Source organism: Jeongeupia naejangsanensis, assembly GCF_016865585.1.
In the GTDB taxonomy this organism is placed as follows: Bacteria; Pseudomonadota; Gammaproteobacteria; order Burkholderiales; family Chitinibacteraceae; genus Jeongeupia; species Jeongeupia naejangsanensis.
Genome location: NZ_JAESND010000004.1, coordinates 222,102 through 247,761, shown reverse-complemented (window position 1 = coordinate 247,761; position 25,660 = coordinate 222,102). Strand labels below are relative to the sequence as shown.

Here is a 25,660-nt window from a genome sequence, read left to right as displayed (position 1 = left end):
TTGTTATCGGGTCAGCCCTTGAGGCTATCGAGGTCTTCGACGTTGATCGAACGCAGGCTGCGGAACAGCACGACGAGGATCGCAAGGCCGATGGCCGATTCGGCTGCCGCCACGGTCAGGATGAAGAAGACGAAGACCTGGCCCGCGGTATCACCGAGGAACTGCGAGAAGGCGATGAAGTTCATGTTCACCGCCAGCAGCATCAGTTCGATCGCCATCAGCAACACGATCAGGTTCTTGCGGTTCATGAAAATGCCGAATACGGAAATCGCGAACAGGATTGCCGCCAGCACAAGGTAGTGAGTGAGTGTGATCACGTTTGAATCCTCTCCGCCGCTCAGGCCTGACCGTCATCGGCCTTGGGGGCCTCGACGCTCGGACGTTCTTCGGCCGGCATCGATACGATCTTCACGCGATCGTTCCGCTTGACCTGTATCTGGTCAGCCGGGTTGATGTACTTGGTGTTCTTGCGCTTGCGCAGCGTCAGCGCGATCGCGGCGATCATGCCGACGAGCAGCAGCACCGCAGCGAGCTGGAACGGCAGGAAGTACTCGGTGTAGATCAGCTGGCCGAGCACCTTGGCGTTGTTGTAGCCGGCCGGATGATTGACCAGTTGCGCGCCTTCGATCTGCGCGGCACGGTGCGTCAGGATCAGCACCATTTCAACGGCCATCACCACCGCAACGACGCCGGCAACCGGCACGTACTTCCAGAAGCCCTTGCGCAGCTCTTCGAAGTTGATGTCGAGCATCATCACCACGAAAAGGAAGAGCACCATCACCGCGCCGACATAGACGACGATCAGCGACACCGCGAGGAACTCGGCCTGCATCAGCATCCACAGCGCGGCGCCGTTGAAGAACGACAGCACCAGATACAAGGCGGCGTGCACCGGGTTCTTGGCGGTGATCACCCGCAAGCCTGCAAACAGCAGGACTGCGGCGAACACATAAAAAATCACTTCGATCATAGCGAGTCGGCCCTGTTAACGGTATTTGGCGTCAGCCGCCTTGTTGGCGGCGATCTGCGCTTCGTACTTGTCACCCACAGCCAGCAGCATCGGCTTGGTGTAGTACAGGTCGCCGCGCTTCTCGCCGTGATACTCGAGAATGTGCGTTTCGACGATCGCGTCAACCGGACAGGCTTCTTCGCAGAAGCCGCAGAAGATGCACTTGGTCAGGTCGATGTCGTAACGCGTGGTGCGACGGGTCTTGTCGTCCTCGCGCGCTTCGGATTCGATCGTGATCGCCATTGCCGGGCAAACCGCTTCGCACAGTTTGCAGGCAATGCAGCGCTCTTCGCCGTTGGCGTAACGACGCTGGGCGTGCAGGCCGCGGAAACGCGGGCTGTACGGCGTCTTTTCCTCTGGGAACTGCACCGTGATCTTGCGCTGGAAGAAGTGCCGGCCCGTGAGCATCAGCCCCTTGACCAGTTCGACCAGCAGGAAGGTCTTGAAGAAATGAGCAATTTTTTCCATGTCTATCCCCTGCTTACTTCCACAGCGACAGCGGGGTTTGCATCCACGCGCCGACCACTACGATCCAGACCAGCGTCACCGGAATGAACACCTTCCAGCCCAGGCGCATCAACTGGTCGTAGCGATAGCGCGGGAACGTGGCGCGGAACCACAGGAAGAGGAACATCATGAAGAAGACCTTGAGCACCCACCACAGGAAGGACGGTGCGCCGAGGATCGGCCAGCTTTCCGGGAACGGCGACAGCCAGCCGCCGAGGAACATCACCGACGCCATCGCGGCGATCAGCCACATGTTCGCGTATTCGGCCAGGAAGAACAGTGCGAAGCTCATGCCCGAGTACTCGACCATGTGACCGGCAACGATTTCCGACTCGCCTTCCACCACGTCGAACGGCGCGCGGTTGGTTTCGGCGACACCCGAGATGAAATAGACGACGAACAGCGGCAACAGCGGGATCAGGTTCCACGACAGGATCGAGCCGCCACCGATACCGTGGCCCTGCTGGTTGACGATCTCGGTGAGGTTCAGCGAACCCGACACCATGATCACGCCGACCAGCGCAAAGCCCATCGCCAGTTCGTACGACACCACCTGCGCAGCGGCACGCAGGCCGCCGAGGAAGGCGTACTTCGAGTTCGACGCCCAGCCGGCGATGATCACGCCGTAGATGCCCATCGAGGTGATCGCCATCACGTACAGCAGGCCGACGTTGACGTCGGCGACGACGAAGCCCGGGTAGAACGGTACGACCGCCCAGGCGGCCAGCGCCGGCACCAGCACCATGACCGGCGCAAGGAAGTACAGCCCCTTGCTCGCGGCGCTCGGCGTGATGATTTCCTTCAGCAGGAGCTTCACGCCGTCTGCGATCGGTTGCAGCAGGCCGAACGGGCCAACCCGGTTCGGACCGACCCGGATCTGCATGTAACCGATGACCTTGCGCTCGGCGTACGTGGCGTACGCGACGGCGCCCATCAGCGGCGCGACGATGCAGAGGATCTTCGCCAGCGTCCAGAGGAAGAAAGCAAGGCTTGCGTTGAGGCCCAGCGTGGTTTGCAGAAATTCCATGCTCTTCCCCTTATGCCTTGGCTACTTCGATTGCGCCCGAACCGAGCACCAGCGTCGCCCGACCGGACGGCACGCGCACCACGGCGTCGAGCAGGCCCGCATCTTCGGCAACGGCCAGCGTCACCGCTGCCCCGCCCTGCTGGACACGGGCGTTGCCGCCTGCGACCAGACCGAGCGACGCCAGCGTGGCCGCATTGGCACGCAGCTGCGCAGCCGATTCGGCATCGACCGTTGCCTGCAGGCTCGGTGCACGGCGGACCAGTGCATCGGTTTCATACAGCGGCACTTCGGCCAGACGGACCAGACCGGCAGCGGCCTGCGCCTTGACCGCAACGGCCTTGGCCGGCGCGTTGTCGAGCACCTTGGCGATATCGCCGTTCAGCACGTCGGCACGGACGGCTTCCGAGCTGTCGTAGTCGAAGCCGTTCAGGCCGAGGATGTTGCCAAGTACGCGCAACACCTTCCACGCCGGACGGGTTTCGCCCAGCGGGCGGACAACACCGTTGAAGCTCTGCGGCTTGCCTTCCATGTTGACGAAGGTACCCGAGGTTTCCGAGAACGGCGACACCGGCAGCAGCACATCGGCGTAGTCGCGCGCTTCGTCGGCGAACGACGTCATCGCAACGACGAATTCGGCACCTTCGAAGGCCGCCTTGGCGCCGCTCTTCAAATCGGCCAGTTCGCTGTGCAGCAGCACATAGGCCTTCTTATTCGCAGCGATCAGATCCTTGTTTGTGGCGAAACCGACGATGTCGGCACCGACGCTGTTGGCGCCGTCACGCAGCAGGCCCAGCGTCGCACCGGCGATGTCGGCTAGCGCAGCCGCAGCCGCGTGCAGCTCGGCAGCGCGCTCGTGCTGCAGTGCGATATTGCCGAGGACCAGCGACTTCTTCTCGCCGGCGACAATCAGTTCGGCCAATGCACGCGCTTCGGTCGAGACTTCAACGCCCGCCAGATCGATGTCGGCCGGCACGGTCTTGCCGGTGACTTCGGCCGCAGCCTTGAGTACGGCAAGTACGCCTTCGACCAGCTGGTCCGGGCGTACGACCAGCTTGCCGGCAATCTTGGTCAGCAGCTCGTCGTCATGCGGGTTGATCAGCGCGAGCTTCAGGCCCTTCTTCACCGACTGGCGCAGACGCTGCGCCAGCAGCGGCTGTTCCTTGCGCAAGGTCGAGCCGATCAGCAGCAGCGATTCGCTTGCAGCGAGATCGACGATGCTCTGACCGAGCCAGCCCGCAGCCTTGGTCTCGAAGCGCACGTCGCCGAGGCGGGTACGCGCTTCGAGGTTGCGGATGTCCAGACCGGCCAACGACTTGCGCAGCAGGTAGAGTTCTTCAAGCGTGCTGTTCGGCGAAGCGATCGCTGCAACGCTGTCGGCGCCATGATTGGCGGTGATGCCCTTGAGCTTGGTCGCGACCAGCTCCAGCGCTTCCTGCCAGCCGACGACCTTCCACTCGCCGCCGTCCTTGACCATCGGCTGGGTCAGGCGCGCAGCACTGTTCAGCGCTTCGTAGCTGAAGCGTTCGCGGTCCGACAGCCAGCATTCGTTGATGGCTTCGTTCTCGAGCGGGAGAACACGCATCACCTGGTTGTTCTTGACCTGAACCACGAGGTTGGCACCGAGACCGTCATGCGCACCGACGCTCTTGCGACGCGACAGCTCCCAGGTCCGGGCGCTGTAGCGGAACGGCTTGCTGGTCAGCGCGCCGACCGGGCACAGATCGATCACGTTGCCGGAGATTTCCGAGTTCACGGTCTTGCCGATGAAGCTCATCACCTCGGTGTGCTCGCCACGACCCGGCATGCCGAGTTCCTGGTAGCCGGCGATCTCTTCGGTAAAGCGCACGCAGCGGCTGCAGTGGATGCAGCGTGTCATGTCGGTCGAGATCAGCGGACCGAGGTTCTTGTTGGCAACGACGCGCTTTTCTTCTTCGTAGCGCGAGCCCGACTGACCGTAACCCACGGCCAGATCCTGCAGCTGGCATTCGCCGCCCTGATCGCAGATCGGGCAGTCGAGCGGGTGGTTGATCAGCAGGAATTCCATCACCCCTTTCTGGGCCTTCACGGCCATATCGGAGTGGGTATAGACCTTCATCCCGTCGGTAACGGGGGTAGCACAGGCGGGCAGCGGTTTCGGCGCTTTCTCGACCTGAACCAGGCACATCCGGCAGTTCGCGGCAATCGACAGCTTCTTGTGGTAGCAGAAGTGCGGGATATGCACGCCAATCGAATTGGCGGCGTCCATCACGGTGCTTCCAGTGGGGACTGTCAGTTTCTTACCGTCGATTTCAATTTCCAGCATGATCGACTCGATTCAATGGCAAATTTTTAACCAAACCCAATCAGAAGCCTGGAACCAGGCACTGCTTGTGTTCGATGTGGTGTTCGAATTCGCTGCGGAAATGCTTGAGCATCCCCTGCACCGGCATCACCGCTGCGTCGCCGAGCGCGCAGATCGTCCGGCCGGCGATGTTGCCGCCGACCGAAAGCAGCAGATCGAGGTCTTCGGGACGCCCGAGGCCCTGTTCGATCCGGTGCACGACGCGGTACAGCCAGCCGGTGCCTTCACGGCACGGCGTGCACTGGCCGCACGACTCTTCGAAGTAGAAGTACGACAGCCGCTCGAGCGCCTTGACCATGCAGGTGGTCTCGTCCATGACGATGACCGCACCCGAACCGAGCATCGATCCCGCCTTGGAGATCGAATCGTAATCCATCGTGCACTGCATCATGATGTCGGCCGGCAGCACCGGCGCCGACGAGCCGCCCGGAATCACCGCCTTGAGCTTCTTGCCGTCGCGCATGCCGCCGCACATTTCCAGCAGTTCGCTGAACGGCGTGCCGAGCGGAATTTCGTAGTTGCCCGGGCGGTTCACATGGCCCGACACCGAGAACAGCTTGGTACCGCCGTTGTTCGGCTTGCCGAGTTCGAGGAACTTCTGCCCGCCTTCACGGATGATGAACGGCACCGACGCGAACGTTTCGGTGTTGTTGATCGTCGTCGGCTTGCCGTACAGGCCGAAGCTCGCCGGGAACGGCGGCTTGAAGCGCGGCTGGCCCTTCTTGCCTTCTAGCGATTCGAGCAGCGCGGTTTCTTCGCCACAGATGTAGGCGCCGTAACCGTGGTGGCCGTGCAGCTGGAAGCAGAAATTGGTGCCGAGGATGTTGTCGCCGAGGAAACCGGCGGCACGCGCCTCTTCCAGTGCGGCTTCAAAACGCTCGTACGCCTCGAATACTTCACCGTGGATGTAGTTGTAACCGACGGTGATGCCCATCGCGAAACCGCCGATGATCATGCCTTCGATCAGCGCGTGCGGGTTGTCGACGATGATGTCGAGGTCCTTGAAGGTACCCGGCTCGCCTTCGTCGGTGTTGCAGACGAGGTATTTCTGGCCCGGGAAGCTGCGCGGCATGAACGACCACTTCAGCCCGGTCGGGAAGCCGGCACCGCCGCGGCCACGCAGGCCCGACGTCTTCATTTCGGCGATGATCTCGTCCTGCGTCATGCCGGTCGAAAGGATCTTTTTCAGTGCGGCATAGCCGCCGCGCGCCATGTAGGCTTCAATGCCCCAGTGCTTCGGATCGTCGAAATCGACGCCCTCGAACACGACGCCTTTCACATAAACGGTCATCTTATTCGAGCTCCGCCAGTTTCTTGTCGATCGCGTCCGGCGTCATGTGGTTGCACATGCTGTGGTTGTTCACCAGCAGGACCGGCGCATAACCGCACGCGCCCATGCACTCGCCTTCCTTCAGCGTGAACTTGCCGTCGGCGGTGGTTTCGTTGAAACCGATACCGAGCTTCTGTTTCAGGTAATCGGCCGCCTGGTAACCGCCCGACAAGGCACAGGGCAGGTTGGTACAGACGGTGATCTTGTGCTTGCCGACCGGCTTCATGTCGAACATGTTGTAGAACGTCGCGACTTCCATCGCGGCGATCGGCGGCACGCCGACATAGTCGGCGACGACGGCGATCAGCTCGTTCGACAGCCAGCGATGCTCGACCTGTGCGATGCGCAGCGCGCTCATCAGTGCCGAGCGACGCTGGTCGGCCGGGTACTTGGCCAGTTCGCGATCGATCTGCGCCTGCGATTCGGCACTCAGCGTCGGTGCCTGATTGCTGGTAACCATTAGCGGTCAATCTCCCCGAATACGATGTCTTGCGTACCGATGATCGCGACGACGTCGGACAGCATGTGACCACGCGCCATTTCGTCGAGCGCGGCCAGATGGGCAAAGCCCGGCGCGCGGATTTTCAGCCGGTACGGCTTGTTGGCGCCGTCGGACACCATGTAGATGCCGAACTCGCCCTTCGGGTGCTCGACGGCGGCATACGCCTCGCCTTCGGGCACGTGCATGCCTTCGGTGAACAGCTTGAAGTGGTGGATCAGATCCTCCATATTGCTCTTCATACTTTCACGCGACGGCGGTGCAACCTTGTTGTTGTCGGTGATGACCGGGCCCGGATTCTCGCGCAGCCACTTCACGCACTGCTTGATGATGCGGTTCGACTGGCGCATTTCTTCGATGCGGACCAGATAGCGGTCGTAGCAGTCGCCGTTGATGCCAACCGGGATGTCGAAATCGAGCTTGTCGTAGACTTCGTACGGCTGCTTCTTGCGCAGGTCCCAGGCCACGCCCGAGCCACGCAGCATCGGGCCGGTCAGGCCCAGTGCCATCGCGCGTTCCGGCGACAGCACGCCGATACCGACGGTCCGCTGCTTCCAGATCCGGTTGTCGGTCAGCAGGGTTTCGTATTCGTCGACATAGGTCGGGAAACGGTTGGTGAAGTCCTCGATGAAATCGAGCATCGACCCCTGACGGTTTTCGTTGAGCTTCCTGATCGCAGCAGCGTTGCGCACCTTCGAAGCCTGGTACTGCGGCATCGTGTCCGGCAGATCGCGATACACGCCGCCCGGGCGGTAGTAGGCCGCGTGCATGCGCGCACCCGAGACCGCCTCGTAGACGTCCATCAGGTCTTCGCGCTCACGGAACGCGTACAGGAAGATGGTCATCGCACCGCAGTCGAGGCCGTGCGCGCCGATCCACATCAGGTGGTTCAGGATGCGGGTGATCTCGTCGAACATCACGCGGATGTACTGCGCACGCACCGGCACGTCGAGTTGCAGCAGCTTCTCGATCGCCATGCAGTAGGCATGCTCGTTGGACATCATCGACACGTAGTCGAGACGGTCCATGTACGGCAGCGACTGGATGTAGGTCTTGGATTCGGCCAGTTTCTCGGTCGCGCGATGCAGCAGGCCGATGTGCGGGTCCGCACGCTCGACGACTTCGCCGTCGAGCTCGAGCACGAGGCGCAGCACGCCGTGCGCGGCCGGGTGTTGCGGACCGAAGTTGAGGGTGTAGTTACGGATTTCAGACGCCACCGTAGTTCTCCTCGCGAATGATGCGCGGGGTGATTTCGCGCGGATCGATGGTGACAGGCTGGTAAATCACGCGGCCCTGCTCCGGGTCGTAACGCATTTCGACATAACCCGAGGTCGGGAAGTCCTTGCGGAACGGATGACCGACAAAACCGTAGTCGGTCAGGATGCGACGCAGGTCCGGGTGACCTTCGAAAACGATGCCGTACAGGTCGAACGCTTCGCGCTCGAACCAGTTGTTGCCCGGCCAGATGTCGACCGAGGTCGGCACGACCGGGAAGTCGTCATCCAGCGCGAACATGCGTACGCGCAGACGCTGGTTGTTGGCGTAGGAGTTGAGGTGGTAGACCGCGGCAAAGCGCGAACCTTCCCACACGCTGTCCTTGTACGCGCTGTAGTCGACACCGCAGACGTCGACACAGGATTCGAAACGCAGCTCGGCGTGATCGCGCAGCAGCGTGGCCGCGGCGATGAAATCGGCCGGCTTGATCTCGATCGTTACTTCATCAAGCGCGCACTTGATATTGGCGAGCTTGTCGCCGAGCACACGCTCGAGGCTTTCCATCAGGGCATTCAGGGTGGCCATCGGGTCAGCTCCGCGCAATCGTATTGGTGCGCTTGATCTTGTTCTGCAGCTGGATCAGGCCGTACAGCAATGCCTCGGCCGTCGGCGGACAGCCCGGCACGTAGACGTCGACCGGAACGATGCGGTCACAACCGCGCACGACCGAGTACGAATAGTGGTAGTAACCACCGCCATTGGCGCACGACCCCATCGACAGCACCCAGCGCGGTTCGGGCATCTGGTCGTAAACGCGGCGCAGAGCCGGCGCCATCTTGTTGCACAGCGTGCCGGCAACGATCATCAGGTCGGACTGGCGTGGCGACGGACGGAACACGATGCCGAAACGGTCGAGGTCATAGCGCGCCGCGCCGGCGTGCATCATCTCGACCGCGCAACAGGCGAGACCGAAGGTCATCGGCCACAACGAGCCGGTACGGGTCCAGTTGACGACGGTGTCGACCGTGGTCGTCAAGAAGCCCTTTTCAAGGTTTTGTGCTTGCATCAGATCACTCCCACTCCAGGGCACCCTTCTTCCACTCGTAGACGAAGCCGACGACCAGAATGGCCAGGAAAATCATCATCGAGAAGAAACCGAAGCTGCCGATGTCCTTCAGGACCAGCGCCCAGGGAACCAGGAAGGCCACTTCGAGATCGAACAGGATGAAGAGGATGGCGACGAGGTAGTAGCGCACGTCGAACTGCATGCGGGCATCTTCGAACGCATCGAAGCCGCACTCGTACGGCAGCAGCTTCTCGGCATCGGGTTTATTGGTCCCCAGCACTTTGCCGACCCCCCAGCCCAGACAGAGCGGGGCGACACCGACCAGAAGGCCGATGATCAGGAACAGCAAAATGGGGAAGTAGTTCTCTAGCATGCGGATCCCCGTTTTTCTTGAACGATTTTGACTAACGACAACACCGGACCATGACGTCCGGTTTACTGTTACCACGCTCGAAAAAAAACCGGGTTGCCCCCGGTTTTTTCAAAAATGATGGTGCCGACAGTGAGACTCGAACTCACACAGCCGCAGCCACTACCCCCTCAAGATAGCGTGTCTACCAATTTCACCATGTCGGCCAATCACAAGGAATAAGCTGTCGCGGGCGCGGACGCTTATTCCGGAATCTTGTCCTGCGTGGACTGAGCAGGCTGGCTGGCCACCGGTTTGACGCCGCTCATCACGCCAAGTGAATCCTTCTTGGCGGACGGGCTCATGACCAGCACCAGCGCGAGGCAGGAAGCAAAGAAGACGGTGGCGCACACTGCCGTGCTGCGGCTGAGGAAGTTGGCGGAACCCGACGAGCCGAACAGGCTGCCGGCCGAGCCACTACCGAAAGCCGCACCCATGTCGGCCCCCTTGCCATGCTGCATCAGCACGAGAACGATCACCGCAATCGCGGAGAGCGCGTTCACGATCAGCACCAGAGTCTTGATAAGTTCCATATTTGCTCGTATTAACGCGGCGAAAATTGTAGCGCCGCGGTGTAAATTTTGCAATCAGCCAGCGATACGACAGATTTCGAGAAACTCGCTTGCCGACAACGCTGCCCCACCTACGAGCACGCCATCGACACCGTCGACTGCCAGCACCTGCGCCGTATTCGACGCCTTGACACTACCCCCGTACAACACCCGGGTGCGTGCATCGAGCGTTTGCTTGATGAACGCATGCATTTCCGCGATCTGTTCCGGCGTTGCAATCACGCCCGTTCCGACCGCCCACGACGGCTCGTAAGCCACCGCGTAAAGGCTGGTCGGCACGCCGGCCAGCACTTGCAATTCCTCGGCAATCACCTGATGCGCGATGCCGCTTTCGCGCTGCTCGGCGGTTTCGCCGACGCAGTATACCGGCAGAAGCCCGGCATCGAGCGTTGCCCTGACCTTCCGGGCTGCGGTTTCGCTCGTTTCACCGAAATAACGCCGCCGCTCCGAATGGCCGACGATGACCAGTTCGCAGCCGACATCGGCCAGCATCGCCGCTGACACCTCGCCGGTGTAGGCGCCGATGTGGAACTCGCACACATCCTGCGCCCCGACCTGTACGGCGGTATCTTTCAGCAGCGTCTTGGCCAGCCCGAGATAGGGATAAGCCACGCAGACCGACACATTCGCACCCAGCTCGGCACGCGACACTTCGGACAAAACCGATCGAATCTGCCCGATGCTGCCGTGCATCTTCCAGTTGCCGATCACCTGCTTCCTGGCCATACGCGTCGCTGCACCCGCCGGAAAAGCCCTCGATTCTAAGCCCATGCCCTACCCCCGTCAAACCACGTCAGATCTGGAAAATACCGCTTGTCGCGGCGCATGCGACCCGCCGGGCGCCAATGTGACCGACTTGTAATATTTCGGAAACATGGAGGCTCTACGATGCATCCCGTCAACCGATCCACCACCCCAAAAATTCCAGGAGATTCGATCATGACGTTTGGGCGCAAACTGCTCGTTGGCTTCGGCATCGCGGCTGGTCTGTTCACGGCGTATGCTAGCGCCGCCGACATTACCGGCGCCGGTGCGACTTTCCCGTACCCGCTGTACGCGAAGTGGGCGGAGCAGTACAAGGCCAAGACCGGCGTCGGCATGAACTACCAATCGATCGGTTCGGGCGGTGGCATCAAGCAGATTCAGGCCAAGACCGTAGACTTCGGTGCTTCGGACAAGCCGCTGAAGGCGGAAGAACTGGAAAAAGCCGGTCTGGTCCAATTCCCGACCGTGATGGGCGGCGTGGTGCCGGTCGTCAACATCGAAGGCGTCAAGGGCGGTGAACTCAAGCTTTCGCCGACCGTACTGGCCGACCTGTTCCTCGGCAAGATCAAGAAGTGGAACGACCCGGCCATCGCCAAGCTGAACCCGGGCGTGAAGCTGCCGGATCTGGGCGTGACCATCGTCCACCGTGCGGACGGTTCGGGCACGACCTGGATTTTCACCAACTATCTGGCCAAGGTCTCGGCTGACTGGAAAACCAAGGTCGGCAACGACGCCTCGGTGCAATGGCCGGCCGGTGTCGGCGGCAAGGGCAACGAAGGCGTGGCGCAATACGTGCAGCGCATCAAGGGTGCCATCGGCTACGTCGAGTACGCCTACGCCAAGCAGAACAAGATGGGTTACACCCAGCTTCAGAACAAAACCGGGAACTTTGTCCAGCCGGATGACACAACCTTCAAGGCTGCTGCCGCCAGCGCTGACTGGAAGGGTACGCCGGGCTTTGGCGTAGTCCTGACCGACCAGGCCGGCAAGGATTCGTGGCCGATCACCGGTGCGACCTTCATCCTGATGCAGAAAAAGCAGGACAAGCCGGTGAACGGCACCGAAGTCCTGAAGTTCTTCGACTGGGCTTACAAGGACGGCGACAAGGCTTCGGCCGACATGGACTACGTGCCGATGCCGGCATCGGTCAAGGACGTGATCCGCGGCTCGTGGAAGCAGATTTCCGACGCGGGCAACGCGCCGATCTGGAAGTAAGGCAGCAAACGGTAGCCGGCGGCGTCGATTAGAATGCCGCCACTACCGAACAGCGACAGGAGCCCGCGAGGCTCCTGTTGCATTGATTGGAACCGGAGACGTTCATGACGCCCCAAGAGTTACGGCTGAAGCGGCAAGCGCTGCAGGACATGGTTTTTCGCGGCTCGACCCGCTTTTTCGCCTTTCTGGTGCTGGCCCTACTGGCCGCGATCATCCTGTCGCTGATCCACGGCGCCTGGCCCAGCATTCAGGCATTCGGCATCGGCTTCATCACCGGCAGCGACTGGAACCCGGTGACCGAGCAGTTCGGCGGCTGGAATTCGATTCGCGGCACACTGCTGTCATCCTTCATTGCGCTGCTGATCGGCATCCCGGTCAGCTTCGGCATCGCCATCTTCCTGACCGAGCTCTCGCCAGCGTGGCTGCGCCGACCGCTCGGCATCGCCATCGAGCTGCTCGCCGGCGTCCCGTCGATCATCTTCGGCATGTGGGGCCTGTTCATCTTCGCGCCGTGGTTTGCCGACAACGTCCAGCCCTGGCTGACCGAGCATACCGCCGGCATCCCGATGATCGGCTGGCTGTTCCAGGGCCCGCCGATGGGCATCGGCATGTTCACCGCCGGGCTGATCCTGTCGGTGATGATCATCCCCTACATCGCCTCGGTGATGCGCGACGTGTTCGAAGTCGTCCCGCCGATGCTGAAGGAATCGGCCTACGGCCTCGGCTGCACCACCTGGGAAGTCGTCTGGAACGTTGTGCTGCCCTACACCCGCCACGGCGTGATCGGTGGCGTGATGCTCGGCCTCGGCCGCGCGCTCGGCGAAACGATGGCCGTCACCTTCGTAATCGGCAACTCGCACAAGGCCATCGAATCGCTGTTCGATCCGGGCACCTCGATTGCCGCGACGCTGGCCAACGAATTCACCGAAGCCACCGGCACGCTGCATACCGCTTCGCTGATCAATCTCGGCCTGCTGCTGTTCCTGATCACCTTCGTCGTTCTCGTCCTCTCCAAGCTTCTGCTGCTGAAGCTGCAGAGGGGCGAAGGCGCTCACTCCTGATACGCGGACACCGACATGACTCTCTATTTCCGCCGCCGTCTGATCAACTCCCTGAGCCTGACGCTGTCGCTCGCCGCCATGGCCTTCGGCCTGTTCTGGCTCCTGTGGATCCTCTACACCCTGTTCAGCAACGGCCTTCCCGGCCTCGGCACGGTGCTGTTTACCCAGACCACCCCCGCCCCCGGCAGTGCTGGCGGTCTGGCCAACGCCATCGTCGGCAGTCTGGCGATGTCGGCTGTCGGCGTCGCCATCGGTACGCCGATCGGCATTCTCGCCGGCACCTATCTGGCCGAGTTCGGTGAGCGCGGCTGGCTGGCACCGGCCACGCGCTTCATCAACGACATTCTGTTGTCGGCGCCGTCGATCGTGATCGGCCTGTTCATCTACGACGTTTACGTCGCGCAGGTCGGCCACTTCTCCGGCTGGGCCGGTGCGCTGGCACTTTCGCTGCTCGTGATCCCGGTTGTTGTTCGAACCACCGAAAACATGCTGCGACTGGTACCGAACAGCATGCGAGAAGCGGCATACGCCCTCGGCGCACCGCAGTGGAAGATGGTGTTGCAGGTCAGCCTGCGCGCGGCCAAGGCCGGTGTCGTGACCGGCATCCTGCTCGCCGTCGCGCGGATTGTCGGCGAAACGGCACCGCTGCTGTTCACCGCACTGAACAACCAGTTCTTCTCGAACATGAACGAACCGATGGCCAACCTGCCGGTGGTGATCTTCCAGTACGCGATGAGCCCGTACGAAGACTGGCACACGCTGGCCTGGGCAGGCGCATTGCTGATCGGCCTCTTCGTCCTGTCGCTCAACATCATTGCACGCGTCCTCGTCCGTCCGGCGAAGTCGCACTGATCGCACCGAATCAGCCATACCGAGATCCGATATGACCCAAGCACTGACTCCGAAACTTGCCGTCAAGAACCTCAACTTCTACTACGGCAACTTCCACGCGCTGAAGAACATCAACCTCGACATCCGCGAAGGCAAGGTCACCGCCTTCATCGGCCCGTCGGGCTGCGGCAAGTCGACCCTGCTGCGCACCTTCAACCGCATGTACGGCCTGTACCCGAAGCTGCGCGCCGAGGGCGAGATCATCATGAACGGCCGCAACGTGCTCGACCCGAGCGTCGACCTGAACATGCTGCGCGCCAAGGTCGGCATGGTGTTCCAGAAACCGACACCGTTCCCGATGTCGATCTACGACAACATCGCTTTTGGCGTGAAGCTGTACGAGAGCATGTCCAAGTCCGAAATGGACGACCGCGTCGAGTGGGCGCTGCAGAAGGCCGCGCTGTGGAAGGAAGTGAAGGACAAGCTCAAGCAGTCCGGCCTCGGCCTGTCGGGCGGCCAGCAACAGCGCCTGTGCATCGCCCGCGCCGTCGCGGTGAAGCCTGAAGTGCTGCTGCTTGACGAACCGACGTCGGCCCTCGACCCGATCTCGACCGCACACATCGAGGAGCTGGTGCACGAGCTGAAGCAGGACTACACGATCGCCATCGTGACCCACAACATGCAACAGGCCGCGCGTGTCTCGGACTACACCGCCTACATGTATCTGGGCGAGCTGATCGAAGTCGGCGAAACCGACAGCATCTTCACTACGCCGAAGAAAAAGGCCACCGAAGACTACATCACCGGCAAGTTCGGCTAAGTCTCGCCGAACCAACAAAAAAGCCACGGCATGCCGTGGCTTTTTTGTTGGGTTTCGCCACTCAGTCTTCGGCCGCCTCGGCCGCAACGACTGCAGCGATACGCTCGGCCCAGTCGGTCGCGACTGCCACCTGGGTATGCTCGACCATCACCCGGATCAGCGGCTCGGTACCCGAGGCGCGCAGCAGCACGCGCCCTTCCCGGCCCATCGCCGCTTCGGCCTCGACGACCTTCGCCTTGATCTTTGCCGAACCGGCCAGGTCGAATCCCTTGGCAATGCGGACGTTCTTGAGCACCTGGCCCGAGAGCGTCAGTTCCGCACGGATTGCCGACAGCGGCTTGCCCTGCTCGATCAGTGCCTCGAGGACCTGCAGTGCCGACACGATACCGTCACCGGTAGAGTGCCGGTCGAGACTGAGCAAATGGCCCGATCCTTCGCCACCGAGCAGCCAGCCGTGTTCGGCCAGCTGTTCGAGCACGTACCGGTCGCCGACCTTGGCACGCACGAAGGGAATGCCGCGTTCGACCAGTGCGTTCTCGACACCGAGATTGGTCATCAGCGTGCCGACAACGCCACCGCCCAGCGTGCCGCGGTCCTGGCGGTAGCGCGCCAGCACGTACAGCAGCATGTCGCCGTCGATGATCGAACCGTCGCCATCGATCATGATCAGGCGGTCGCCGTCGCCGTCGAGCGCGATCCCGTAATCCGCGCCTTCGGCAAGCACCTTCTTGCGGATCGCTTCGACGTGGGTCGCCCCCACGTCCTCGTTGATGTTGTAGCCGTTCGGCTTGTCGCCGATCGTGATCACTTCTGCGCCGAGCTCGTGGAAGACCAGCGGCGCGACCTGGTAAGTCGCACCGTGCGCGCAATCGACAACGAGCTTGAGCCCGCGCAGATCGAATTCGTTGGGGAAGGTCGACTTGCAGAACTCGACGTAACGACCGACCGCATCGCCGACGCGCTTGGCCTTGCCCAGTGCCTTGGGACCGACGCAAGGCTGGATCTCGTCGATCGCCGCCTCGATGGCCAGCTCGACTTCATCGGCCAGCTTCTTGCCGCCGGCACCGAAGAACTTGATCCCGTTGTCGTAGTACGGGTTGTGAGAGGCGGAAATCACCACACCGGCCGACAGGCGCAGCGCGCGGGTCAGGTAAGCAACGCCCGGCGTCGGCAGCGGCCCGGTCAGGTAGACGTCGACCCCGGCAGCATTCAGGCCGGCCTGCAGTGCAGCTTCGAGCATGTAGCCCGACACGCGGGTGTCCTTGCCGATCAGCACGGCAGCATGGTCGCCCGGCTGGCGTTTCTCCGCCGCAGCCAGCACCTTGCCGGCGGCGTAGCCCAGTTTCATGGCGAAATCGGGCGTAATCGGATATTCACCGACCAGGCCACGTACGCCGTCGGTTCCAAAATATTTTCTGGGCATTGCGGTTTCTCTTTGTAATGTTGTTGGTTTATCCGGTACGGTGCCGGTGCTCATTGCTGCAGGGCAGCATGAACGATTCGGGTTTCATTTTAGGGCCTGCCAGACCTTGATCGCATCCACTGTTTCCCTGACGTCGTGGACGCGAACGACCGCTGCGCCAGCCTGTACGGCCAGCAGCGCGGCAGCAACGCTGGCGCTGACACGTTCGGCGGGAACACTTCGGCCGGAGATTGTCCCGAGCATGGTCTTGCGCGATACGCCGATCAGCAACGGCGCCTCAAGACGATCGGACTGCCCGCTCATGGCCCGGAACAGCGCGACATTATGCTCAAAGGTCTTGCCGAAACCGAAGCCCGGATCAAGCAAAAGCCGCTGCCGGTCTATTCCGGCAACCAGCGCGGCATCACGGCGTTCGATCAGGTAGGCCTCGACCTCGGCGACAACATCGTCGTAATGCGGCGCGGCCTGCATGCTCTGCGGCTCGCCCTGCTTATGCATCAGACACACCGCCGCCTGCGAACGGGCAACACTGACGAGTGCGCCCTCGTCCTCCAGCGCGGCGATGTCGTTGACCAGATCGACCCCCGCATCCAGCGCAGCCCGCATGACCGCCGTCTTGCAGGTATCGATCGACAGCGGCACGTTCAGACTCTGCAAGGCCTGCAAGACGGGCACGACGCGATGGATTTCCTCGTCGTCGGGCACCCTCGCCGCGCCGGGCCGGGTCGATTCACCACCGATGTCCAGAATGTCGGCGCCGTCGTTGACGAGCCGTTCTGCCTGCGCAACCGCCTTGGCGACCGAGTCGTAGCGTCCACCATCGGAAAAGGAATCGGGCGTGACATTGACGATGCCCATCACCAGCGGGCGAGAGAGAGAGAGCCGGAAGCGGCCACACAGCAGTTCGGACATTCGTTGAATCTCGGCAAGTAAAAAGGCGACGCCATGGCGTCGCCCTCTCGATCACACCAGCAAGCTCAGCTTTCAGCCGCCGGGGTGGTGGTGGCGGCAGGCGCATCGCCGCTCGGCTTGTCATCCGACGGCAACGCCAGCTTCGGTGCAGGCGGATTCTTCGGCGGACGCGGCTCGATGCCAGCCATGATGTCGTTGATCTGGTCGGCGTCGATGGTTTCCCACTCGAGCAGCGCCTTCGTCATCGCTTCGACCTTGTCGCGGTTCTCGTCGAGCAGGCGGCGAGCCAGTGCGTACTGTTCGTCGATGATGCGGCGGATTTCACCGTCGACCTGCTGCATCGTCGTTTCCGACAGGTTCTTGTGCGTCGTGACCGAGCGGCCGAGGAAGACCTCGCCTTCGTTCTCGCCGTACACCATCGGGCCGAGACGATCGCTCATCCCGTAACGGGTAACCATGTCACGCGCCATCTGCGTCGCACGCTCGAAGTCGTTGCTCGCCCCAGTGGTCATCTGGTTCATGAACAGCTCTTCGGCAATACGGCCACCAAACAGGATCGCGATACGATCCAGCAGGTAACCACGGTCATAGGCGTAGCGGTCTTCCTCCGGCAACTGCATCGTCACGCCCAGTGCGCGACCGCGCGGGATGATCGTGACCTTGTGCACCGGATCGGACTTCGGCAGCAGCTTGGCAACCACCGCGTGGCCGGACTCGTGGTAGGCAGTGTTCTTCTTCTCTTCCTCGCTCATCGCCATATTGCGACGCTCGGCGCCCATCATGATCTTGTCCTTGGCCGACTCGAAATCGTCCATGTCGACCAGGCGCTTGCTGCGGCGCGCGGCAAACAGTGCCGCTTCGTTGACGAGGTTGGCCAGATCGGCACCCGAGAAGCCCGGCGTACCGCGCGCCAGCACCGAAGCATCGACGTCGTTGGCAATCGGCACCTTGCGCATGTGCACGCCAAGGATCTGCTCACGACCACGGATATCCGGCAGGGGCACGACCACCTGGCGATCGAAACGGCCCGGACGCAACAGCGCCGGATCAAGCACGTCCGGACGGTTGGTCGCGGCGATGACGATGATGCCCGAGTTGCCCTCGAAGCCGTCCATCTCGACCAGCATCTGGTTCAGTGTCTGCTCGCGCTCGTCATTGCCGCCGCCGAGGCCGGCGCCACGCTGGCGACCGACGGCGTCGATTTCATCGATGAAGATGATGCACGGTGAATTCTTTTTGGCGTTTTCGAACATGTCGCGAACGCGCGCGGCACCGACGCCGACGAACATTTCGACGAAGTCCGAACCGGAGATCGAGAAGAACGGCACCTTGGCTTCGCCGGCAATGGCCTTGGCCAGCAGCGTCTTGCCGGTACCCGGCGACCCGACCATCAGGATACCGCGCGGCATGCGGCCGCCGAGGCTCTGGTACTTGCTCGGATCGCGCAGGTAATCGACGATCTCGGCGACGTCCTGCTTGGCCTCGTCACAACCGGCCACATCGGCGAAGGTCACCGCGTTGGTGCCTTCGTCGAGCATGCGGGCACGGCTCTTGCCGAAGCTGAACGCGCCGCCCTTGCCACCGCCCTGCATCTGCCGCATGAAGAAAATCCATACGCCGATCAGCAGCAGCATCGGGAACCAGTTGATGAAGATGCTCATCAGCAGGCTCGGCTCTTCTTCCGCCTTGGCTGCAAACTTGACGTCGTGCTTGATCAGGGTGTCGACCAAGCGGAAGTCGAACGGCGCCAGCGTCGAGAACTTGCTACCGTCGGTACGCTGGCCGCGAATCCACTGGCCACGCAGCGGGTTGCCCTCGATCTCGACCGATGCGATGCGGTTGCCCTCGACGTCGGCCATGAATTGCGAGTACGCAACCTGGTTCGACGTTTCCTGCCGCTTGGTGAATTGGTTGAAGACCGTCATCAGTACAAGACCGATGATCAGCCAGATAGCGATGTTCTTGCCGAGGTTGTTCACGGCCTTACTCCTTGCTGCATGCGCGCCGGATCGACGATGTCTGTGCGGATTCTACTCCGCTCATGCCTTCTTCTGCTTGCCAAGTAGATACATTTCCGTGCTGCGGTCCCGCGACGCCTTGGGTTTGCGCGTGAGAACCTGGGTGAAAGTGGAGCGCATTTCGGCCATGTACTCGTTATAGCCGTAGCCCTGAAATACCTTGACCAGGAAATCGCCGCCAGGTTTCAGGTGATCCTGGGCAAATTGCAGCGCAAGCTCGCACAGGTGCATCGAGCGGGCCTGGTCAGTCACTGCATTGCCACTGATATTGGGGGCGATATCGCAGATCACAAGATCTACCTGCCGACCATCGAGCAGAGCCAGATACTGTTCAAGCACTACGTCTTCACGAAAATCGCCCTGGATGAACTCGACACCGGGAATGAAGGCCATGTCGAGGATGTCGAGCGCGAACACCCTGCCCTTGTCACCGACGAGTCTGGCCGCGACCTGCGACCAGCTGCCCGGCGCGGCGCCGAGGTCGGCAACCCACATGCCGGGCTTGATGAGCCGGTCCTTGTCGTTGATCTCGGTGAGCTTGTACGCGGCCCGGGCGCGATAGCCGTCCTTCTGCGCCATCTGAACGTACTGATCGTTCACATGTTCTTGCAGCCATGCGTTACTGGTCTTGCTACGTGCCATCGGGTAAACTTGCCTGTTTAATCAAGGAATTGAAGCATGGAACTCACTGCGGATCAACGCCGCCACCTGCGCGGCCTCGCGCATCACCTGAATCCGGTGGTGATGATCGGCAACCAGGGCCTGACCGATTCGGTCCTGCGCGAAATCGCCGTCAATCTCGATGCGCACGAGCTGATCAAGATCCGCGTGCTCGGCGACGACCGTGCGTTGCGCGAGGAATTCCTGCAGACCATCTGCCGCGAACTCGGCGCATCGGCCGTCCAGCATATCGGCAAACTGCTGCTGGTCTACCGCGCCAGCGACGGCGACAAGCCAAAAATCAGCCTGCCGAAGGCCAAGAAAAAGGGCTGAGCCCTGCCTGAGCGCAGTCCAATGCAAAGGGCCGGCATCTGCCGGCCTTTTTCATTGCTGCTTCAGTCGTCTTGCCAGATATAGGCCAAGCCAAACAGCGCCTGCACCAGATAGATCAGGCTAGAGATCGTATGCCATTGCGCGAGACCGCCGCCAAATACGCCGGTCGCCGCACTGCTGACGCCGGTCTTGACCGCAGCAATCAGCGGAAACAATGCGAACTGGTTGACCAGCGTACACACCAGCATACCGATCACAAGCCACAGCCGCCCAGTGCGGAATGCTCCCAGACCACCGGCCAGCAGCCAGTAAACGAGCAGATAAGCACCAGCAACGATACCGACCCAGCCGATCATGCTGAACAAGCGGCCTGCGACCATCCCGGCAACCGGCGTGGCCAGCGACTTGAACAGGATCGGCGCGACGATGACGCCGATGACCCAGATGCCGCCAATCCATAGCGTGGCGAAGATGTTCTTGATGCCGGTACCCAGATTCATGATGCCCATCGATGCGTTCAGACCGCCGGCATTGTCGCTGAAATCGACGCCGACGGCGAGTTGGCACTGTGCTTACAAGTACTGGACGTCGAGAACTTCGTATTCGCGGATGCCACCCGGTGCGACCACCTCGGCGACGTCACCGGCGTACTTGCCGATCAGCGCACGGGCAATCGGGCTCGAGACCGAGATTTTGCCGTCCTTGAGGTCGGCTTCGTCGTCGCCGACGATCTGGTACGTCACCTGCTTGCCACCCTCGAGGTCTTCGAGAGCAATCGTTGCGCCAAAAACAACACGGCCTTCGGCCGCGCCGGCCAGATCCTTCGGATCGATGATCTGCGCATTCGACAGTTTGCCTTCCAGCTCGGCGATACGGCCCTCGACAAAACCCTGTTTTTCCTTGGCGGCTTCGTACTCGGCGTTTTCCGACAGGTCGCCCTGCGCGCGCGCTTCGGCGATCGCCTGGATCACCTCCGGACGCTCGACACTCTTGAGGCGCTGCAGCTCGGCCTTGAGCTTTTCCGCACCGACAACGGTCAGCGGGACTTTGATCATGATGCTCTTCTCCACGGCGCGACTCGTGACGCGCCCAACAAAACAAAGGGCCAAGCTGGGCTTGGCCGCGATACAAATGCAGAGCCGCCGTCACGAATGACGGCGGCTGATTTCGCTTTACGTTATCAGGCTTTCAGCGACTGGTGCAAGCCCTGCACGTCATAGACGCGCATTTCCTTGAGGTCACGCAGACCGATGCACGCAGCGCGCGCGCCGGCGATCGTCGTGTACACCGGCAGCTTGGCCTTCAGTGCCTCGTGACGGATCGAGTAGCTGTCCTGGATCGCCTGGCGACGCTCGTCGACGGTATTGAAGATCATGGCGATCTCGCCATTCACGATCATGTCGACGATATGCGGACGGCCTTCGGTCACCTTGTTCACGGCAGTGACGTCAAGGCCGGCTTCGGCCAGCGACGCCGCCGTACCCTTGGTCGCGATCAGCTTGAAGCCGATGTCGGCCAGCGCCTTGGCGCACTCGATCGCCACCGGCTTGTCCGCATCGCGCACCGAGATGAACACGTTGCCCGAACTCGGCAGTACCACGCCCGCAGCAAGCTGCGACTTCACGAAGGCTTCGGCAAACGTGTCGCCCACGCCCATGACTTCGCCGGTCGACTTCATTTCCGGGCTGAGGATGGTGTCGACACCCGGGAACTTGGCGAACGGGAACACCGCTTCCTTGACCGAGTAGTACGGCGGAATCACTTCCTTGGTGACGCCCTGGCTCGCCAGCGACTGGCCGGCCATGCAGCGTGCGGCGACCTTGGCGACCGAGATACCGGTGGCCTTGGACACGTACGGCACGGTACGCGACGCACGCGGGTTCACTTCGAGCACGAACACCACGGCTTCATCGCCACGCCCCTGGATCGCGAACTGCACGTTCATCAGGCCGACCACGTTGAGCGCCTTGGCCATCGCCACGGTCTGACGGCGCAGCTCGTCCTGCAGCTCGGCGGAGAGGCTGTACGGCGGCAGCGAGCACGCCGAGTCGCCCGAGTGCACGCCGGCCTGTTCGATGTGTTCCATGATGCCGGCGACCAGTACGGCTTCGCCGTCGCAGATCGCGTCGACGTCGACTTCGATCGCGTCGTTGAGGAAGCGGTCGAGCAGCACCGGGCTGTCGTTCGACACCTTCACCGCTTCACGCATGTAGCGGGCCAGGTCTTCCTCGCTGTGGACGATCTGCATCGCACGACCGCCGAGCACGTAGGACGGACGCACCACCAGCGGGTAGCCGAGTTCTCGCGCCAGATGCAGCGCGTCCTGCTCGGTACGTGCAGTGGCGTTCGGCGGCTGACGCAGGCCGAGGTCCTTCAGCAGCTGCTGGAAGCGCTCGCGGTCTTCGGCGGCGTCGATCATGTCCGGGCTGGTACCGATGATCGGTACGCCGTTGGCTTCGAGCGCACGCGCCAGCTTCAGCGGCGTCTGGCCGCCGTACTGGACGATGACGCCGACCGGTTTCTCGACCGCGACGATTTCGAGCACGTCCTCGAGCGTCAGCGATTCGAAGTACAGACGGTCCGAGGTGTCATAGTCGGTCGACACGGTTTCCGGATTGCAGTTGACCATGATGGTCTCGTAGCCGTCTTCGCGCAGCGCGAGTGCGGCATGGACGCAGCAGTAGTCGAACTCGATGCCCTGACCGATCCGGTTCGGACCGCCGCCGAGCACCATGATCTTCTTGGCACTGGTCGGCAGCGATTCGCACTCGTCCTCGTAGGTCGAGTACATGTAGGCGGTGTCGGTCGAGAATTCGGCCGCGCAGGTGTCGACGCGCTTGTAGACCGGGCGGATGCCCAGACTGTGGCGATGACGGCGAACGGCGCTCTGGTCACAACCGAGCAGCGCACCCAGACGGCGATCCGAGAAGCCCTTGCGCTTCAGTTTGCGCAGTTCGGCGTAGTCGAGGCTGTCGACTGTGCGGCCACGCAGGCCGTTTTCGAGCTGAACGATCTCTTCGATCTGCGCGAGGAACCACGGATCGATCTTCGACAGATTGAAGACTTCCTGCTGGCTCAGGCCGATGCGGAACGCGTCGGCGACGTACCACAGCCGCTCCGGCCCAGGTGCCGCGAGTTCGGACTCGATCGCCTGGCGATCGGTGGTCACTTCGTCGAAACCCGACATGCCGGTTTCCAGACCGCGCAGCGCCTTTTGCAGCGACTCCTGCAGCGTGCGGCCGATGGCCATGACTTCGCCGACCGACTTCATCTGCGTGGTCAGGCGGCTGTTGGCCTGCGGGAATTTCTCGAACGCGAAACGCGGCACCTTGGTGACGACGTAGTCGATCGACGGTTCGAACGACGCCGGGGTCTTGCCGCCGGTGATTTCGTTCTTCAGTTCGTCGAGTGTATAGCCGACGGCCAGCTTGGCAGCGATCTTGGCGATCGGGAAGCCGGTGGCCTTCGATGCCAGCGCCGACGAGCGCGATACGCGCGGGTTCATTTCGATGACGATCAGCCGGCCGTCCTTCGGATTGACCGAGAACTGGACGTTCGAGCCGCCGGTATCGACACCGATTTCACGCAGCACCGCCAGCGAGGCGTTGCGCATGATCTGGTATTCCTTGTCGGTCAGCGTCTGTGCCGGTGCGACGGTGATCGAGTCGCCGGTGTGCACGCCCATCGGATCGAGGTTTTCGATCGAGCAGACGATGATGCAGTTGTCGGCGCTGTCGCGCACGACTTCCATCTCGTATTCCTTCCAGCCGAGCAGCGACTCTTCGATCAGCAGCTCCTTGGTCGGCGACAGGTCGAGACCGCGGGTGCAGATCTCGATGAACTCCTGGATGTTGTAGGCAATACCACCGCCCGAACCACCCATGGTGAACGACGGGCGGATGATCGCCGGGAAGCCGACGCTGGCTTGCGCGGTGAGCGCTTCTTCCAGCGTATGGGCGATGGCCGACTTGGCCGAGCCGAGGCCGATCTTGTCCATCGCAGCCTTGAACTTCTGGCGGTCTTCGGCCTTGTCGATCGCTTCCGGCGTCGCACCGATCAGCTCGACGTCGTACTTGTCGAGCACGCCGTGGCGCCACAGGTCGAGCGCACAGTTCAGCGCGGTCTGGCCACCCATGGTCGGCAGCACAACGTCCGGACGTTCCTTGGCGATGATCTTCTCGACCACCTGCCAGGTGATCGGCTCGATGTAGGTCACGTCGGCCATGTTCGGGTCGGTCATGATCGTCGCCGGATTGCTGTTGACGAGGATGACCTTGTAACCCTCTTCACGCAGCGCCTTGCACGCCTGCGCGCCCGAGTAGTCGAATTCGCACGCCTGGCCGATGACGATGGGGCCGGCGCCAATGATGAGGATGCTCTTGATGTCTGTACGTTTTGGCATTGCGGTCTACCTGATCCTTACTTGCGTTCGGCCATCAGTGCGATGAACTTGTCGAAGAGATACGCCACGTCGTGCGGGCCCGGGCTGGCTTCAGGGTGGCCCTGGAACGAGAACGCCGGCTTGTCGGTCAGTGCGATGCCCTGGACGGTGCCGTCGAACAGCGAGCGGTGCGTGATGCGCACATTGGCCGGCAGGCTGGTTTCGTCGACCTGGAAACCGTGGTTCTGGCTGGTGATCATCACCCGGCCGGTATCGAGGTCCTGCACCGGGTGGTTGCCGCCGTGGTGGCCGAACTTCATCTTGCTGGTCCTGCCGCCGGTTGCGAGACCCAACAGCTGATGCCCCAGGCAGATGCCGAACACCGGGATGTCGGTCTTGAGGAAAGCCCGGATCGCTTCGATCGCGTAATCGCACGGTTCCGGATCGCCGGGGCCGTTGGACAGGAACACGCCGTCCGGATTCAGCGCCAGCACGTCGGCAGCCGGGGTCTGCGCCGGCACGACGGTCAGCTGGCAGCCGCGTTCGGCGAGCATGCGCAGGATGTTCTGCTTGACGCCGAAGTCGTAGGCGACGACGTGGAATTTCGGGTTCGACTGCACGGTGTAACCGACGCCGAGCTTCCACTCGGCCGTATTCCACTCGTATTTCTCGGTTGCGGTAACGACCTTGGCCAGATCCTGGCCGGCCATCGAACCGAACGAGATCGCCTTTTCGACTGCAGCCTTTTCGTCAATGTTGTCGCCGGTGACGATACAGCCGGGCTGGGCACCCTTTTCGCGCAGGATGCGGGTCAGCTTGCGGGTATCGATATCGGCAATGGCGACGACGCCGTGCTTGACGAGATAATCGCCAAGGCTCATCGACGCGCGGAAGTTCGAATGCAGCAGCGGAAGGTCACGGATGATCAGGCCCGAAGCGAACACGGCGCGGCTTTCGGCATCTTCCGGATTCACACCGTAGTTGCCGATGTGCGGATAGGTCAGCGTGACGATCTGCTTGTTGTACGACGGGTCGGTCAGGATTTCCTGATAGCCGGTGATCGAGGTATTGAAAACGACCTCGCCGATGGTTTCACCATCAGCGCCAATCGAAATACCGTGAAACAGCGTGCCGTCGGCGAGCGCAAGAAGGGCGGGTTTTGACACTGGCGGCTCCTGGGCGTTGCGCCCACAAGATGGGGATTTCCGGCGCTACACGTACAAAAACGGGACAGGTAGCCCCTATCCCGTTTCGCGTGTGCAAAAT

The 25,660-nt window shown here is 61.9% G+C and carries 26 protein-coding genes and 1 tRNA gene; 5 read left to right on the top strand and 22 right to left on the bottom strand.

Translation table 11 applies throughout. From position 1 onward, the window contains the following. Positions 1-11 precede the first annotated feature (11 nt). The 14 genes from nuoK to tpiA form a co-directional block, all read right to left on the bottom strand. Positions 12-317 (bottom strand): NADH-quinone oxidoreductase subunit NuoK, encoded by a 306-nt coding sequence (nuoK, locus tag JMJ54_RS10710; RefSeq protein ID WP_203538547.1) that lies wholly within the window; start codon positions 315-317, stop codon positions 12-14. 20 nt (positions 318-337) lie between these two features. Next, positions 338-970 carry an NADH-quinone oxidoreductase subunit J gene (locus JMJ54_RS10705; protein ID WP_203538545.1) on the bottom strand — a complete coding sequence of 211 codons (633 nt, stop codon included), beginning with the start codon at positions 968-970 and terminating at the stop codon, positions 338-340. A gap of 15 nt (positions 971-985) precedes the next feature. Continuing rightward, a complete protein-coding gene (gene nuoI, locus JMJ54_RS10700) occupies positions 986-1,477 on the bottom strand; it encodes an NADH-quinone oxidoreductase subunit NuoI (protein WP_203538543.1) in 492 nt (163 codons plus the stop codon). Positions 1,478-1,490: 13 nt separating this feature from the next. Next, positions 1,491-2,543 carry an NADH-quinone oxidoreductase subunit NuoH gene (gene nuoH / locus JMJ54_RS10695; protein WP_203538541.1) on the bottom strand — a complete coding sequence of 351 codons (1,053 nt, stop codon included), beginning with the start codon at positions 2,541-2,543 and terminating at the stop codon, positions 1,491-1,493. A gap of 10 nt (positions 2,544-2,553) precedes the next feature. Further along, a complete protein-coding gene (gene nuoG / locus JMJ54_RS10690; RefSeq protein ID WP_203538539.1) occupies positions 2,554-4,845 on the bottom strand; it encodes an NADH-quinone oxidoreductase subunit NuoG in 2,292 nt (763 codons plus the stop codon). 40 nt (positions 4,846-4,885) lie between these two features. Beyond that, on the bottom strand, positions 4,886-6,175 hold the full coding sequence (gene nuoF, locus JMJ54_RS10685; RefSeq protein WP_203538536.1) for an NADH-quinone oxidoreductase subunit NuoF: 1,290 nt from the start codon (positions 6,173-6,175) through the stop codon (positions 4,886-4,888). Between the two features lies 1 nt (position 6,176). After that, positions 6,177-6,674, bottom strand: coding sequence for an NADH-quinone oxidoreductase subunit NuoE (gene nuoE, locus JMJ54_RS10680; protein WP_203538534.1), 498 nt, complete (start codon positions 6,672-6,674; stop codon positions 6,177-6,179). Further along, a complete protein-coding gene (locus JMJ54_RS10675; RefSeq protein ID WP_203538532.1) occupies positions 6,674-7,930 on the bottom strand; it encodes an NADH-quinone oxidoreductase subunit D in 1,257 nt (418 codons plus the stop codon). Before JMJ54_RS10675 ends, nuoE begins: the two co-directional genes overlap by 1 nt. Continuing rightward, on the bottom strand, positions 7,920-8,513 hold the full coding sequence (locus JMJ54_RS10670) for an NADH-quinone oxidoreductase subunit C (RefSeq protein WP_203538530.1): 594 nt from the start codon (positions 8,511-8,513) through the stop codon (positions 7,920-7,922). Before JMJ54_RS10670 ends, JMJ54_RS10675 begins: the two co-directional genes overlap by 11 nt. Before the next feature lie 4 nt (positions 8,514-8,517). Further along, a complete protein-coding gene (locus JMJ54_RS10665) occupies positions 8,518-8,994 on the bottom strand; it encodes a NuoB/complex I 20 kDa subunit family protein (protein WP_189458291.1) in 477 nt (158 codons plus the stop codon). Between the two features lie 4 nt (positions 8,995-8,998). Then, positions 8,999-9,367: an NADH-quinone oxidoreductase subunit A gene (locus tag JMJ54_RS10660; protein ID WP_203538528.1), complete on the bottom strand. Its 369-nt coding sequence runs from the start codon at positions 9,365-9,367 to the stop codon at positions 8,999-9,001. A gap of 118 nt (positions 9,368-9,485) precedes the next feature. Then, positions 9,486-9,570: transfer RNA gene (locus JMJ54_RS10655), tRNA-Leu, on the bottom strand. A 36-nt stretch (positions 9,571-9,606) separates the two neighbouring features. After that, entirely contained in the window at positions 9,607-9,936 is a 330-nt protein-coding gene (gene secG / locus JMJ54_RS10650; RefSeq protein WP_203538526.1) for a preprotein translocase subunit SecG, read from the bottom strand. Positions 9,937-9,990: 54 nt separating this feature from the next. After that, the gene (gene tpiA, locus JMJ54_RS10645; RefSeq protein WP_203538524.1) at positions 9,991-10,701 is read right to left on the bottom strand and encodes a triose-phosphate isomerase; all 711 of its coding nucleotides are present in this window, start codon (positions 10,699-10,701) and stop codon (positions 9,991-9,993) included. Positions 10,702-10,914: 213 nt separating this feature from the next. Between tpiA and pstS the strand changes: the two genes are divergently transcribed. The 4 genes from pstS to pstB all read left to right on the top strand — a co-directional run bounded on the left by pstS (position 10,915) and on the right by pstB (position 14,667). Continuing rightward, a complete protein-coding gene (pstS, locus tag JMJ54_RS10640) occupies positions 10,915-11,955 on the top strand; it encodes a phosphate ABC transporter substrate-binding protein PstS (RefSeq protein ID WP_203538522.1) in 1,041 nt (346 codons plus the stop codon). Positions 11,956-12,059: 104 nt separating this feature from the next. Beyond that, positions 12,060-13,016 carry a phosphate ABC transporter permease subunit PstC gene (pstC, locus tag JMJ54_RS10635; RefSeq protein WP_203538520.1) on the top strand — a complete coding sequence of 319 codons (957 nt, stop codon included), beginning with the start codon at positions 12,060-12,062 and terminating at the stop codon, positions 13,014-13,016. Positions 13,017-13,031: 15 nt separating this feature from the next. Next, the gene (pstA, locus tag JMJ54_RS10630; RefSeq protein WP_203538518.1) at positions 13,032-13,868 is read left to right on the top strand and encodes a phosphate ABC transporter permease PstA; all 837 of its coding nucleotides are present in this window, start codon (positions 13,032-13,034) and stop codon (positions 13,866-13,868) included. Between the two features lie 31 nt (positions 13,869-13,899). Further along, positions 13,900-14,667 carry a phosphate ABC transporter ATP-binding protein PstB gene (pstB, locus tag JMJ54_RS10625; protein ID WP_203538516.1) on the top strand — a complete coding sequence of 256 codons (768 nt, stop codon included), beginning with the start codon at positions 13,900-13,902 and terminating at the stop codon, positions 14,665-14,667. Between the two features lie 61 nt (positions 14,668-14,728). On the opposite strand, the gene glmM is transcribed toward pstB, so the two are convergent. The 4 genes from glmM to rlmE form a co-directional block, all read right to left on the bottom strand. Further along, complete coding sequence (glmM, locus tag JMJ54_RS10620; protein WP_203538514.1) at positions 14,729-16,090, bottom strand: phosphoglucosamine mutase; 1,362 nt, start codon at positions 16,088-16,090, stop codon at positions 14,729-14,731. Between the two features lie 84 nt (positions 16,091-16,174). Beyond that, positions 16,175-17,002 (bottom strand): dihydropteroate synthase, encoded by an 828-nt coding sequence (gene folP, locus JMJ54_RS10615; protein WP_203538512.1) that lies wholly within the window; start codon positions 17,000-17,002, stop codon positions 16,175-16,177. A 65-nt stretch (positions 17,003-17,067) separates the two neighbouring features. Further along, positions 17,068-18,981: an ATP-dependent zinc metalloprotease FtsH gene (ftsH, locus tag JMJ54_RS10610; protein WP_203538510.1), complete on the bottom strand. Its 1,914-nt coding sequence runs from the start codon at positions 18,979-18,981 to the stop codon at positions 17,068-17,070. Positions 18,982-19,041: 60 nt separating this feature from the next. Next, positions 19,042-19,662 carry a 23S rRNA (uridine(2552)-2'-O)-methyltransferase RlmE gene (rlmE, locus tag JMJ54_RS10605; RefSeq protein WP_203538507.1) on the bottom strand — a complete coding sequence of 207 codons (621 nt, stop codon included), beginning with the start codon at positions 19,660-19,662 and terminating at the stop codon, positions 19,042-19,044. A 36-nt stretch (positions 19,663-19,698) separates the two neighbouring features. Here rlmE and yhbY point away from each other — a divergent pair, with 36 nt between their 5' ends. Further along, on the top strand, positions 19,699-20,013 hold the full coding sequence (gene yhbY, locus JMJ54_RS10600) for a ribosome assembly RNA-binding protein YhbY (protein ID WP_203538504.1): 315 nt from the start codon (positions 19,699-19,701) through the stop codon (positions 20,011-20,013). A gap of 62 nt (positions 20,014-20,075) precedes the next feature. On the opposite strand, the gene JMJ54_RS10595 is transcribed toward yhbY, so the two are convergent. The 4 genes from JMJ54_RS10595 to carA all read right to left on the bottom strand — a co-directional run bounded on the left by JMJ54_RS10595 (position 20,076) and on the right by carA (position 25,560). Continuing rightward, the gene (locus JMJ54_RS10595) at positions 20,076-20,513 is read right to left on the bottom strand and encodes a DUF4149 domain-containing protein (RefSeq protein ID WP_203538501.1); all 438 of its coding nucleotides are present in this window, start codon (positions 20,511-20,513) and stop codon (positions 20,076-20,078) included. A 72-nt stretch (positions 20,514-20,585) separates the two neighbouring features. Next, a complete protein-coding gene (gene greA, locus JMJ54_RS10590; protein ID WP_189458278.1) occupies positions 20,586-21,068 on the bottom strand; it encodes a transcription elongation factor GreA in 483 nt (160 codons plus the stop codon). Positions 21,069-21,193: 125 nt separating this feature from the next. Further along, a complete protein-coding gene (gene carB / locus JMJ54_RS10585) occupies positions 21,194-24,415 on the bottom strand; it encodes a carbamoyl-phosphate synthase large subunit (RefSeq protein ID WP_203538499.1) in 3,222 nt (1,073 codons plus the stop codon). 17 nt (positions 24,416-24,432) lie between these two features. Continuing rightward, entirely contained in the window at positions 24,433-25,560 is a 1,128-nt protein-coding gene (gene carA, locus JMJ54_RS10580) for a glutamine-hydrolyzing carbamoyl-phosphate synthase small subunit (protein ID WP_203538497.1), read from the bottom strand. Between the last annotated feature and the right edge of the window lie 100 nt (positions 25,561-25,660).